Here is a 13,363-nt window from a genome sequence, read left to right as displayed (position 1 = left end):
CGCTCCGCCCGAATGAATCACTCAAAGACCGTGGTCAAGCCACTGTTTCTGTGCCTGATGTGCACGCATCTTCCAGAGCTGCCAGGGACGTTCGACCTGACCTTCGATGGTTTCCTGGGTGGTGCGGGTCTCGCCTTCGCTGAGAAACTCGATTGGCCCCAGGCGGCTCGCGTCTGCTTGCAGCTTTGCGTTCACTTCGACGTAGACAGCGCGATAGACCGCCTGTTTGAGAGTGGGCGCGACGACAGTCGAACCGTGGCCACGCATCAGTACCACCGTACTGTGTCCCAGGGTTTTGGACAGGGCGGCGCCCAGTTCGGGGTTGGTGATCAGCAAATCGGTGGCGTCGCCGGCAACGTCGCGAATTTCGAAAATCGGCGCGCCCTTGCCGATAAAGCCACTCATATGACACAGCGGTCGCAGCGGGTTGGACTTGACCGCGCTGAACGGTACCACTGACGGCGAGTGACTGTGTACCACGGCCATGACGTCCGGTCGGGCACGATAGATTTCGCCGTGGATGTAACGCTCCAGGTACACCTTGCGGGTATCGCCGTCGACGACATGGCCGTCCAGATCGAACTCGATCAGGTCCTCTCGCGTGACAAGCCCCGGCGCCATATTGCGCGCGAGGAAGTAGTGATCAGGGTTGTCGGGGTTACGCACACTGACGTGGCCGAATGCATCGACGACGCCTTCGTTGAAGAGGATCAGGTTGGCATCGACGAGGTCGTCGAGCAAGGCGTTGAGGGAGTCAGAGTAGCTTGTCATTATTCATCGGTCTCCGGCTTTGAGGACGGCCGACGTCTCAGCCACCCGGCCCGCTGTCCGGTTCGCTGTGCTGATTGTCGGCCGCCAGGTTATCGATCATGGCGAGCAGCGTCCTGCGCGTCGCATCGACGTCGGCCTCCGACACGCCCGCCAGTGCAACATGGTTGACCTCCTCGGCCAGCGGCGTCAGTACGTCTTTGAGCTGCTGGCCCTTGGCGGTCAGGAAGATGTGCTGCTTGCGGCGGTTCCCATTCAGGTGACGGCGTTCGATCAGGCCATTGGCCTCCATGGCCTTGAGCGCAGTAAAGGTGGTGGGCTCCATGACCCCGGCCTCATCGCTCAGCTCGCGCTGCGACAGACCTTCCTGGGTCCAGAGAATGCGCAGAAAAGACCAATGGCCGAAACTCACGCCGTGTTCCGACAGCCGGCCCTGCAGGCTTTTGGCAAGCAGGCGGCTGGCATCCCGAACCAGGTGCGCCATTCGGTCATCGGGCACCTGCTGATGCCAATGCCGCAAGACGCTTTCGGTCTCACGGGCGTCTCGTTTCGTCATAAGGTCAGGCTCCTTCCGGTCGCACGGGACACTGATAATGCAAGTCTACAACCTGACCCGTTCGCGCGGACTCGAGCAATGCAAAACAGACTTCCATGGTTGCCAGCCCCCAGGCTCCGGAGTGGATAGGGGCGACGTTGTCGCGTACGGCGGCGATCCATTCGTCGAGGACTTCGCGCCGCGGAATGTCAGGCTGTGCTAAGGGTACAAGACGGTGTTCGGTATGACCATAAACATCGATACCCGTGGGACCTGGGCGCAGATCGGCCGCATCGCAGCTGGCCAGCACCAAGCCGAAATGGTTGTGGCCGATACCGGCCAGCGACGTATCGGCCAGGCCCAGCCCTGAGCCGTAGGCGCGGCGGTTTTTCAGTCGGGCCTCCTCTTCGGAAGAGCCGATCGATTGCAGCGTGGCGCGGGCCTTGCCGTATTCGGCGGGCGACCGCTGCTGGCCAAGCTCTCCGCTCCAGCCATTGAATTCGTCGGTGTCGAAATGGGCGTAGCCACTGTAGGTCAGTGTCGCGAAGCAGCCATTGGCGAAGGTCAGCAATGCCGAGTAAGCGCCTTCGGTCGGACGCTGCGGATCCCACTGTCCTGTCTGCGCAACGACCCGGGTCACTTCACCGCCACCCAGCAGGCGCACAATGTCGACCTGGTGTGCGGCCTGGCTGTAGACCACCCCGCCGCCGCGCGTCGTATCCAGCTCTTCCGTCCGGCGTGGTCGGTAGAGAAAGTCGGTGTAATTCAATGCGTGGATCATCCGTACCCGGCCATACTCGCCCGAGCGGATCATTGCCGCCGTGCGCAGGTAGGGGGTATCGAAACTGTGGCTGTGGCCGACCAGCAACCAGCAGCCGGCAGCTTCCATCGCCTCGATCATCGCCTGGCAGTCCGCCAGCGACAGCGCCATGGGCTTTTCAACCAGTACGTGTTTGCCGTGGCGCGCGGCGCACTCGACCTGCTCGCGATGCAGACCATGCGGCGAGGCGATGTACACCGCCTCTACCTTCGGGTTTCGGCACAGCGCCTCGAAGTCGTCGTATCCCGTGCCGCCGAAGTCGGCTTCGAACCTGGCGCGTGCTTCGGCGCGCGGGTCGGCAGCGGCGACCAGATGGATGCCCGGATGCGCGGCGAGCGTCGGCAACAGCAGCATGAAACCGCGCCCGAGTCCCGAGACACCGATTCGGAGCGGTTCGCAGGCACTCATTCCGGCAACCCGATAACCAGGCCATTGCCGAGTCCACGCGACACGCAGGGAATGATGTAACGGCCCTGTTCCTCTTCGCTGAGCACCAGGTCACGGTGGTCGACGTCGCCTGCCAGAAGATCGCAGCGGCAGGTACCGCAAGTGCCGCTTTCGCACGAATAGGGCACCTCGACACCGTTCGCTTCCAGCGCTTCCAGCAATGTCTGCTCCGCCGCAACCGTAATGACGCCGCCCTGGCCTCGCAGGCGAACCTCGAAGGGTTCGTCATCGGGGCGGTGAGCCGCATCGGCCGCGCCGAAGTCTTCGAAGTGCACGCTGCTCGGTGACCAGTGACCGGTCATATCGCGCACCTCCTCCATCAGCGCGCGGGGGCCGCAACAGTACAGATAGGCGCCCTTCGGTTGTTCCAGCACCGGCCATAAATCGTACTTGTTGTCCGGTTCACCGTTGGTGTGGTGTACCACGACCTTGCCACGGAATTCCGGAACATCGAACTCCTCCAGAAACGCCGTCTGCTCGGCATGTCGGCTCAGATAGTACAGTTTCCACGGCTTGCCGCCGGTCTGCATCAGCGTCTGGATCATCGAATACAGCGGCGTAACGCCAATGCCCCCGGCGATAAAGATGTAGCGGGCAGGATTGCCCTTGAGCGGGAAATCATTGACCGGCGCCGAAATGGCGAAGGTATCGCCGACCTTGCTGTCGTCGATCAGGCTGCGCGAGCCGCCTTTGCCCTCGGCTTCGTACTTGACCACGATGACGTACCGGTCGGTCTCGTCCGGTCCCTGACACAACGAATATTGCCGCTCTTCGCCATTGGGTACACGAATACGAATGTGTGCCCCGGCCTCGGCAGGGGGCAGTTCAACACCTGCTGCAGGCGTCAGTTCAAAACGGACGATACCCTCGGCCACAGCCTCCTTTGCTGCAAGGGTGACGGTCAGATCGAGCGGGGCGTGGGCCATGACAATCGAGCCTCCAAATAAACTTAGCTGACTAAGAATATTGCCAGTTTGCAAAAAATGCCGGATCATTGCAAGTCCCAATTGCATCCGGTCATCACGACCCTTGTCGCCCATCAACAAGACCCCAGAGGTGTTATGTATTCCATCGATCCAACCGCCCTGCGAATGGCCATCACCGACAACGTCACCCGCGCACTGACCGAGGACATCGGCGATGGCGACATCAATGCGGCCCTGATACAGGCTGACAGCCTGGCGGAGGCAACCATCATCACGCGCCAGGACGCTGTGTTCTGCGGTCGAGCCTGGGCGGACGAAGTGTTCCGGCAGATTGACCCAACGGTCAGGCTGGACTGGAAGTTGGCCGACGGTGACCGAATGACCGCCAGCGACACCCTGGTGACGATCAGTGGTTCGGCGCGCGCCCTGCTGAGCGGCGAACGTACTGCACTGAATTTCCTGCAACTGCTTTCCGGCACTGCCACGCGTACGGACGGGTTCGCCCGTCAGGTCGCCGACACCGGCGTCCAGCTGCTCGACACCCGCAAGACGCTGCCCGGCCTGCGCCAGGCGCAGAAGTACGCGGTGAGTTGCGGCGGTGGCCACAATCACCGCATGGGTTTGTACGATGCCTTCCTGATCAAGGAAAACCATATCGCCGCCTGCGGTGGCCTCGCTCAGGCAGTCGAGGCCGCGCGAAAACTGGCGCCTGGCAAACTGGTAGAGGTGGAAACTGAAACTCTGGACGAACTCGAGCAGGCATTGGCCGCCGGTGCCGACGTCATCATGCTCGACAACTTTTCCATCGAGGATACAAGCATCGCCGTAAACAGAAGCCGTGGAAAGGCACGCATCGAGGCCTCCGGCGGTATAAATAACGACACCCTAACGGCGATCGCAGCAACCGGCGTCGACTTTATCTCAATGGGAAGCCTTACCAAGGATGTCACCGCGATAGATCTTTCGATGAGGCTCCAATTGACAAATGATCGTGCATGATTGGCTTATCAAGGTTATCGCTATGGCCGAATGCCGATACGTTAAACTCTTTAACTTACTGATCCAGTGAAGCAACCCGGAGTCCACAATTAGGGCTCCGGATTTCAAATGCCGACGAACTTTCTCCTTCACTGCCATCACAACAGCGAGTTGACCGAATGATCAGGCGGCAGCAAATGGCCGTTCGGTGACTCTCACCTGTAAAGAGTCTGTAACATTGCTAACAGTTGCTACCTCGATGCATGGCAGGCGGAACAAAAGCTTGCGATTCCCCGCCGCAATGTGGCGGTTGAATGAGGTCCTTCCTCCCGGTCGCAGCTTCATGTAAACCGACCAATTGATAGCCACATGCAAGCTCCCCACATGAAACGAACCAACTTCACCCTGAGCTTGCAGTGAGGTTCCATGGTGGTAATCACCAATGCCGCCTACACTGTAATTCGCGCTGGGATGTATCGGCGCACTGTTCACTTATCAAGCACGGGATCTCGCAACGGCGCCTGGCTGGCGTTCAGAACCTAGGGATGCCAATCCGCTTGACGAGGGTCCGCCATGAAGACATCCAAGCCGGTCAAGTCGGGACCGGAATTACCGGCAAGCTTGACAGCCGAGCCAGCGGGTCCGGTCGAACCACCCCTTCCCTGGCTGAGCGCGCTGCGGCAGTCCAAGCGATGGCTGGCCGCGGCGCTGGAGCCGGAAACCTTCATCGTTCGATATGCCAACCTCGCTTTTCGGAACCTTTTTGGGTTTGAGGCGGATTCCGCCGACGCCATCGGTCCGAGGCTTGAGCTTTTCGAGCTGATCCCGGGACTGACACGACCACAACTCACCCAGATGATCCGGTCACAAGACACCGCCACCGATAGCAGTATATGCTCTGACCACTTCGAGACCTCCTTCATTGCCATAGTATCCAGTCCCCATTATCCGCAGACGCGAATCGTCAAGCTGTGGTTCGGGGATGGCACGGCAAGACACTCAATGCTGGCACCGGACGCTCCAACGATAACGGACAATACAAGGGGCAACCTTCGTCCGATAGCACCCACCTTCGCCACAGAATCCCCTGACGGCTTGATATTGCTTGAAGGGTTCGATGTAACTGTCCTTGAAACCCTGCGCCAACTAACCCGACTGCTGGTCGAACGCATCTCGATACTGACGCCGGAGCGCTTCCGTCAGATCGAAGGCTGTCTGCGCTCGTTGTTCCGGGCACAGCAGTGCTTCATTCTGTGCCTCGAACGCGACCCGGCGCGGTTGTTTATCGCCAGCAGCGAACAGAAATCACTCGAAATAAGCCGTTATCCATTGCTGTCATTAAGTAATTCCAGGCTCGTCAATGAGGCACAGAGGGCCGCTGTCTGCTCGGTGGCAACGATCCCCCAGGAGGAGGTCACATGCGAATTGGATTGTCGCCTACAGGCGCTCGGCACCCGCTCGCTGCTGCTGATCCCGCTGTATGTCGCCAACGACGGTAAGGTCGGCCACCGCTCACAACTGGTAGGCTTGATCGGCATCACCAGCGATCGCGCCGACGCCTTCGATGCGGACGATGTCCGCCATGCCCAGGAACTGGTCGAGCCCTACACGACGGCCTTGCGTTTCAGTCTGCAGCAAAGCCTGACCTCATTCAGCAATATCCAGCCGGCGGTGGAATGGCGTTTCCTAGAGGAAGCCGAAAGACGCAACTGGGGACTGCCGCCGCAGCCGATCGAATTCCCTGACGTCTATCCTCTTTACGGTATCTCCGATATCCGTGGTTCGTCCGAATCCCGCAACCAGGCAATACAAGCGGATCTGCTGCAGCAGTTCCGGGCCGGCCTTGCGGTGCTGGAGGCCGTCGCGGCCGAAACGCCGAGCGGCCTCGCAAAGCAGTTGAAACTGGACCTGCTCGAGCAGATGGGCGAACTCGAACAGGGCGTCGATGTGGACACCGAAGATACGGCTATCGACTACCTCAAGCGCCATCTCGAAATTTATTTCGATCACTTCGAACGCTGCAGCGATGCCGCCGCAGCGGCCGTTCGTGACTATCGGCAGGCCAGCGACAACGAACATCATTGCGTCTACGAGGCCCGGGCGCGCTACGATGCCACCGTCAGCAGGGTGATCGGCACGCTGCGCAAAACCTGGGAGCATTGCCAGGCCAGGATGCAGCAGATCATCCCGCACCATAGCGACATCAACTGCACAGACGGCATCGATCACATGATCTACGCCGGCCAGTCCATCTATCCGGAATTCCGCTCATTTCATCTGCATAGCCTTCGCTATGAGCAACTGAGAGCAATCTGCGCCTGTGCCCGCTCGGTCTTCGAGATGGGCGGCGGCGACAATATCGGACTTCAGATTACCCATTTGGTGCTGATTCAGCAGCAAAGCGTGGACATTTTCCACGACGAAAAGTCCGATACCCTTTTCGCCGTACGTGGTTCAAGGGACAGTCGCTACGAGATCGTCAAAAAACGAATCGAAAAAGCCTGTGATGACGAAACCAACGAACGCATCACTCAGCCGGGCATGCTGACGCTGGTCTACTCCACCGACGAAGAATGGGAGGAGTGGCAGCAGTATCTCCGCTATCTGGCGCGCGAAGGCTGGGTCGACTCGACGATCGACACCGGCAACGTGGAGCCCCTGCAGGGCGTCTCGGGCTTAGCGTATGCGCGCGTCCGCATTCTGCCTTGAAAATCGCCGCTGTCTGGAAGTTCAAAGTCACTGAATGGGCACTGGCTTGCGCTTGGCCAGGGGGCTATCGCTTGGTAGGCGGCACAATCCGGCCGCACGCGCGGCACGCTAAGAATGTTCCATTATCGAGATATGTTCGCGCGTGCTGGTCTGGGGTTCAGTCGAAGTCGCCCGAGCAGCGGTGTCAGCGATCAAGCCGTTGACCTGACCATCATCGCGATTGGTATCTAACTACCGGCACAACACGCTGTCCGAGTTTGGTATCAGCAATATGGTCAGTCCGATGGTGATCGGTGCCAGAGTACTCGAGCGGGGACCTCCTGATAATGGCAGCCATGCCCCTGTCTCTGTCCGTAATCGACTTCAGGGCCGGCCGCATCAGCCGTGTCGAAGGCGGTATCCTACTGCTCTGGTTTGTCCGCTGCATCACCTACCTGCTTGACAGTTTTTCTGACCGCCGACCGGACGCTGTTTCGGCACGTCGGGTAGATCACGCCTGTGCGTATCCAGTCCTCCTGCTTGACGCCCGCTCCGTTGGGCCGGGCGTCACTTACCTCTGCCGAACGAGACACAAGCGGACTGCGCCTCATCTCAGGGTCGTGCATCTTCTTGGGGTTCGGTGTCTGGCGGAACCAGATCCTCGCGCCTGAAGTTCATGCGCAACAGCAGATCGCTGGCGACGTAGATCGACGAATAGGTGCCGACCGAGATGCCGATCAGCAGCGCCGTGGCGAAGCCGTGTATCATCTCGCCGCCGAAAAGAAAGAGCGCCACCACCACCAACAGTGTGGTCAATGATGTCATAAGGGTGCGACTCAGGATCTCCGTCAGCGAGCGGTTGATGATCTCGCACGTATCGTCCAGTCGCAGGCGTCGGAAATTCTCCCTGATCCGGTCCGCCACCACCAGCGAGTCGTTGAGCGAGTAGCCGATCACCGCCAGGATCGCCGCCAGGACCGTCAGGTCGAATTCCCAGCGAAACAGTGAAAAAGCCCCCAGTACGATGATGACATCATGGAACAGCGCCACCAGGGCGCCGAGCGCAAACTTGAACTGGAAGCGAAAGGTCACGTACAGCATGATGGCGCCGAGCGCGACCAGTACACCGAGTCCGCTGCGCTCGCGCAGATCCTCGCCGACCTGAGCGCCTACGAACTCAGTCCGTAGCAAACTGACCTTCGATTCCGTGGCCTGTTGCAACAGCTGTTGTACCTCTTCGCCCACGCCGGGTCTGTAGCTGGTCGCCAGCCGGATCAGCACCTCAGTCGGCGAGCCGAAGGACTGCACCAGAGCATTGTCAAAACCGCGCTTCTCCAGCGTCACACGAATGAGATCAAGCGGTGCCGGTGCGCCGTAACTCAGTTCGATGAGGGTGCCGCCGGTAAAATCCAGCCCTAGCTGCAGACCCGATATCGACAGCGACAGCACGGACAGGAGGACCAATAGCAACGACGTCAGCGCCGTCAGTTGCCTGATCGCCATAAAATTAAGGATTGCGGGTTTCATCGCCGAACGCTCCGGAAAGGTTCCAGAATGTCCCGGGCAAATGCGCCCGGGCTACCGATGTGAAGGGTGAACGCTTCTACTGATTACGCTGGATGCAGGGTCAGGCGGCGCCCGTGCAAGTCTCAGGACAGGCGGCGTAGCAGGAATTTGGGGCTGCAACGACACTGGCGGTGCTGGATGGCGCCAATCCGGCTTGCCCAGTGGCTCCGGAGGTAGCCCAAGCGGTGGGTCTTCGAATACCTCGAAGTTGGCGCGGCGCTCGGCGCCCATTACGGCTGGGAGAACCTGACCCGGTATCAGGTCGGCCTGGTCAAACGCCCGTGCCGATGGTCCGACGTAGGAGAAAGCATTGACGGGCCAGTGCGTAACCGTACCGACTATCGGTAACACCAACAGCAGCAGAACAGCGATACGCGACCAAAGACGTTTCATGGGGGGACTCAATGGCGGGAGATGTCCTGCCGCCAGATCCCTTTTAGCACCGTCGAGCAGTCGCCTACAAGCAGATTTTTATCACCCCCTGCCTGCAACACGGAACTCGGCCACATCGGAGGTTTGTGCCAGCTCAGTCGGCGAACGAGCATTGAGGATGCAGTTCCTGTTGGGCGTAGGGGCCATATTTCCCACGTGCATCAATGCAGGTCTGCGGCCGCAGCGGGCAGCGGGCAGCGGGCAGCGGTAGTCCAAATCAATATCTCGCTATGCACTTCACCCGGGTCTGGGCTCCTCGATAAGACCTGGGACACGCCAGCCGCACAACCCCAGTTGCCAAACACCCACTTCCTGCATGATCGACGAGTCCAAATTAACCCACGACGAAGAGGTACCGTCCACCACCACCATTCAGTGGTGCAGGCGCCCTGCTCTACCAGCAATGCCCCCACCGGATCTGCGGTGGCACGTTGCAATGACTACCGGTACCGATTCTTGAGTGAAGGGCCACAGGTATCCAAAAGTATATGAAATCGCCACCACCCTGTAGACTATGCGCGGAGTCGGAAGTACAAAGGCATACTTGTTATCGCGGCTCTCATTCAAATAACTCAAACCAACGCATCTCAAATTTCCTTCAGTGGCTCCAACATCTTAATTTTTCGGACTTCCGGTATAACCTTGAAGTCGATATTCGCCTCCTCTCCAGGCTCGACGATCAGGATCTGTTGCCTTTGTTCGGGTATCGTATTTACCGGCAAGTTATTTTCGTCCATGGTGATCACCCATCTGCCCGGCGGCACACCAGCGATGCGGAAGCGGCCGTCTTGGTCGGTCAGGCGCTTGATGGTGTGCTCGCCATTGATGAAGGTCACCAGCGTATCGGCCAGGACATTGGCGCGCTTGAGCGGTCGCTGTGGCGGGTCGGGACTGTCGTCCGGGCGGTCGGTGGCGCCTACCTTTATATAGGTTTGGGTGGGCAGTACGGAGTCGGGCAGATCGTAGACCCTGATCTGCCCGCTCAGGGTCGCACCGCGAATCAATGCTATCTCGGTGCGGTTATCGTCGCCCTGACGGATCTCGATCTCTTTGGGCAGTTTTTCCACCGACACCTTGTCTACCGAAGCCCCCGGCCGGTCCAGGGACAAATGGTAACGACCGGTCTTGACCGAGGGGAAACTGAATCGTCCCTCGGAGTCGCTAACGGCGATCAAGCCGCCGAGATTGAGCACGACGTTTTCGAGCCCGGTTCCAGTCTCGGCATCAAGGACGCGGCCGCGCAGCGTCGCCACGTTTCGCTTCCGGCTCACCGGCAGGCCGAAAGGCACCCTGTAGGTCAACATGAGCGCGGTCTGCTTCTCATCGCCCGTCGAGTGTCGTGCCACAAGCGAGGTCTGATGGCCGTTCGACCACCGGTGTTCTAACAGGGCGTTGAGGGTGTACGGTTTTTCGTCGGCACCGAGATCACCCTGAATATTCAGGTTCAGCGTACTGGCGGCGGAGAGGCGGTAATTGGCGCCGAGCCCCAGCGTCTTTTGCACGGACTGACGCTCCAGCGTATGGGCGTTGTCGTCGTAGAACAGGTAGGCGTTGTAGGATTGCCGGAGTGTCGCCTGCCAGTGGACGGACGCGAGGTACAGTGCGGTACCGAAACGCTCTCGATTCAGTTTGTCTTCGGTTTCGCCCCATCGGGCGACACCCAGCAGGCTCAGTGCTTCGAGCCGACGACTGACCGTCAGGCCCAGGGCGTCATTGCCAGCATCGAATTCCGGCTCCGGGCGCCGGTCATGTTTCACAAACTGGCGATAGTCGATGCCGATCCTGGTCTGCGAGGACAGGCGATAGTCGGCACCCAGTATCGCTTGCCGTTCGACCGGGGCCACCCGCTCTGGATCGACATTCAGATTGTCGCGCTGGAACCGATAGGTCCCATTCAACGACCACTTGTCGTCAAGCGGATAATCGAAACCGAAAAAGGCAAACTCCTGATCCCGGTAATAGCCCCGGTATTCGGGGTCGGCGTGCAGCAGCGTCAGTTGGTAGCGGAAGGGGTGACTGCTGTCATCAATACGGCCCCGGTAGGCCCCGCCGCGTTCCGAGTCCGCGCGGCTCTGAGCAACCTCCAAGTCCGTGGCGCGACCGGGACGCCATTCCATTCGGCTGCGCAGGCTCCAGATATCACCCGGGTTTTCCCCCTCTTTGTCAAGGAAATGGATGTCCATCCGCTTGCCGGGATTGAACGCATACCCTGCCCTGACGGCGTTTTGCGTGCTGGGATCGCCGTTGAACCTGTCCGCCATGCTATAGGACACCAACTGCCACCGATCGGTGCGATAGCTTATCTCGGCGCCACGCCCATAGCGGCCGCGCTCGGACAACGGGGAGAGTGCATAGACCCGGTCGCCCAGCGACAGCCCCAGACGCGGATCCCTGTATTCGAAGCGATATTCGTCCAGGGTGCCGAGGACCGATTCATTTCTCAGATCTGGTCCTCGTAGAAGGTAATCGATACGTTTCTCGCCAGCTTCGTCGATGGCGCCGCCTCCGCTCATCTCGGCCTGCCAGCCCGAACGACGCCTGTCGCCCCTCTCCTCCGTCACTGCCTTCAGGCTGAACAGGGACCGGATGCTGTTGTAGCGCTGCTCGGTCCCCGTGATACGGGGCAGCAGCCTGACACTGACGGTGGCATCGGCTGTGATAGTCTTGTCGGTGGTCCAGGCGGTGAAGTTCAGTAGATCCAGCGTCAGCTCGGAGACTCCAGTGCTCTCGACCCGCACCCGCACCGGTTTCGACTCGGAGGGTTCCAGGGTCAGAGTGCCGGTTTCGGGATTGAGGCGGTGGCCGAGGCTGCTGCCAATCTCGTAGCCCAAGGTCACTGCGACGTTGCCCCTGTTGCGAACCAGGAAACTGATCCCATAGGATTCACCGGCGATCACGAAGCCGGGCACCTCCAATGGACTTGCGTCGAATTTCAGGCGGGACAGCACCCGCACCGGCAGGCTGTAGGTGTCGCTTATGGCCGGCTGCTGCCTGTTATTCACGCTATACGTGAAGGCATAGTCGCCGGCCCGGGTATTTTCGGGAATAAAAAAACTGATAAAACGCAGCTGCGTCTCGCCGTCCGCTAGGTCGAAAGGATACTCCGGGGTGATCAGCCGCCACCCTGGCGGCAACGCGGGCTGCGCCTCGAATTGGCCGTCGCGGCCGGTGCCGTTATGCACCTGGAAGGCAACGGTGACAATCTGGCGCGGCGCTTCGCTGATTATTTCCCGGTCCGCCGGTCTGACCTTGAGGCCGAGCGCCTGGGCATGTGCCAGCACCGGGAACAGCAACGTCAGCAGGAGCCACGCCAGACGCAGCCGCCACAGGACTGAAAACAGTCTGCCGGTGACAGGGAACACCCCGTTCATGGCTTCACTCAAGCTTGAGGTCTATCTGCGAACCGAAAAGGTCATTGCCGCCGCCGTCGGCCACGATGAGCATTCGGTAGCGCCCGGCCGGAACCTTGCTTAGATCGGACTGGAAACGCACCGAGGTGGCTGGATAGATACGTTTCTGTTCCCCACCGAACTTCCCGACCGGCTGGCCATTGTGGTCGAACAGTTCCAACCAGAGCTGCGGCCTCACCCAGCGCTCCCCGGTATTCTGGACATCCAGCTTGAATAGACGCTGCCCTTTGGCTTTCACGAGTTGCGCATTGGCAAAAGCAAGCTCCCGGCTGCCGCTGTCACCAATATGGGTCACCATTTGGATGCCATAGCGCATTACTGGCGTAAGCTGGGCGCGAGCCTCGCCCTTCCGGGGGCGAGCGTCGACTCTCTCGCCGAGACAGGCTCCACCATCACCATGCTCCAGTAGGTGCCGTTCAGCGCTTCATCGTCGGCCACCCTCATTTCATAGTTCAGATTCACCACGCTACGGGACGCAATGGTAATGTGCTCCCGGCCAAGGTGCAGCCAGTCAGCATTCGAGCGAACAAGACGGCCAGGAGGGCCATAATCGTTGCGCCCGTCGGCCGCAAAGCTGTAATCGGTCCGATAGACCTTGACTTCCGCCGCGCGCTCGCCGGTATTGCGAATGGCGATCGTTCCCCGGAAGCTGTCGCCGGGTTGAACGACCCTTTCATGGGTTAGGGTCCCTTCGATCGTGATACCGGCATAAAGGCGTACCGGCATCATGCACAGGCCCAGCATGACCAGGCTAATGAAACACTTGTACATGGCACTGTCCTCCTTAGGACTC

The 13,363-nt window shown here is 59.9% G+C and carries 10 protein-coding genes; 2 read left to right on the top strand and 8 right to left on the bottom strand.

The window, feature by feature from the left end:
* Positions 1–21 precede the first annotated feature (21 nt).
* Genes ACFQDL_RS31735 through ACFQDL_RS31720 form a run of 4 tightly spaced genes read right to left on the bottom strand, consistent with a single transcriptional unit; the run spans position 22 to position 3,610 of the window.
* Positions 22–771 carry a class II aldolase/adducin family protein gene (locus ACFQDL_RS31735; RefSeq protein ID WP_379913874.1) on the bottom strand — a complete coding sequence of 250 codons (750 nt, stop codon included), beginning with the start codon at positions 769–771 and terminating at the stop codon, positions 22–24.
* Positions 772–808: 37 nt separating this feature from the next.
* Positions 809–1,324, bottom strand: a complete 516-nt coding sequence (locus tag ACFQDL_RS31730; RefSeq protein ID WP_379913872.1) for a MarR family winged helix-turn-helix transcriptional regulator — start codon at positions 1,322–1,324, stop codon at positions 809–811.
* Positions 1,325–1,328: 4 nt separating this feature from the next.
* A complete protein-coding gene (locus ACFQDL_RS31725) occupies positions 1,329–2,531 on the bottom strand; it encodes a Gfo/Idh/MocA family protein (RefSeq protein WP_379913870.1) in 1,203 nt (400 codons plus the stop codon).
* Positions 2,528–3,610, bottom strand: a complete 1,083-nt coding sequence (locus tag ACFQDL_RS31720; RefSeq protein WP_379913868.1) for a PDR/VanB family oxidoreductase — start codon at positions 3,608–3,610, stop codon at positions 2,528–2,530. The genes ACFQDL_RS31725 and ACFQDL_RS31720 overlap by 4 nt, the downstream gene beginning before the upstream one ends.
* Positions 3,611–3,631: 21 nt before the next feature.
* On the opposite strand from ACFQDL_RS31720, the gene nadC reads away from it, so the two are divergent.
* Both nadC and ACFQDL_RS31710 read left to right on the top strand, forming a co-directional pair.
* Entirely contained in the window at positions 3,632–4,495 is an 864-nt protein-coding gene (nadC, locus tag ACFQDL_RS31715; RefSeq protein WP_379913866.1) for a carboxylating nicotinate-nucleotide diphosphorylase, read from the top strand.
* 552 nt (positions 4,496–5,047) lie between these two features.
* The gene (locus ACFQDL_RS31710) at positions 5,048–7,183 is read left to right on the top strand and encodes a hypothetical protein (RefSeq protein WP_379913864.1); all 2,136 of its coding nucleotides are present in this window, start codon (positions 5,048–5,050) and stop codon (positions 7,181–7,183) included.
* Between the two features lie 591 nt (positions 7,184–7,774).
* On the opposite strand, the gene secF is transcribed toward ACFQDL_RS31710, so the two are convergent.
* From secF to ACFQDL_RS31690, 4 genes are all read right to left on the bottom strand, one after another.
* On the bottom strand, positions 7,775–8,689 hold the full coding sequence (gene secF, locus ACFQDL_RS31705) for a protein translocase subunit SecF (RefSeq protein ID WP_379913862.1): 915 nt from the start codon (positions 8,687–8,689) through the stop codon (positions 7,775–7,777).
* A gap of 1,058 nt (positions 8,690–9,747) precedes the next feature.
* Positions 9,748–12,543 carry a hypothetical protein gene (locus ACFQDL_RS31700; RefSeq protein WP_379913860.1) on the bottom strand — a complete coding sequence of 932 codons (2,796 nt, stop codon included), beginning with the start codon at positions 12,541–12,543 and terminating at the stop codon, positions 9,748–9,750.
* A complete protein-coding gene (locus tag ACFQDL_RS31695) occupies positions 12,536–12,886 on the bottom strand; it encodes a hypothetical protein (RefSeq protein WP_379913859.1) in 351 nt (116 codons plus the stop codon). The genes ACFQDL_RS31700 and ACFQDL_RS31695 overlap by 8 nt, the downstream gene beginning before the upstream one ends.
* A complete protein-coding gene (locus ACFQDL_RS31690; protein ID WP_379913857.1) occupies positions 12,886–13,341 on the bottom strand; it encodes a hypothetical protein in 456 nt (151 codons plus the stop codon). Before ACFQDL_RS31690 ends, ACFQDL_RS31695 begins: the two co-directional genes overlap by 1 nt.
* Positions 13,342–13,363: the final 22 nt, after the last annotated feature.

Source organism: Marinobacterium aestuariivivens (assembly GCF_042661465.1).
Taxonomy (GTDB): Bacteria; Pseudomonadota; Gammaproteobacteria; order Pseudomonadales; family Balneatricaceae; genus Marinobacterium_A; species Marinobacterium_A aestuariivivens.
Note: the sequence above shows the minus strand (reverse complement) of the source record. Positions and strands in the feature narration are given on the sequence as shown.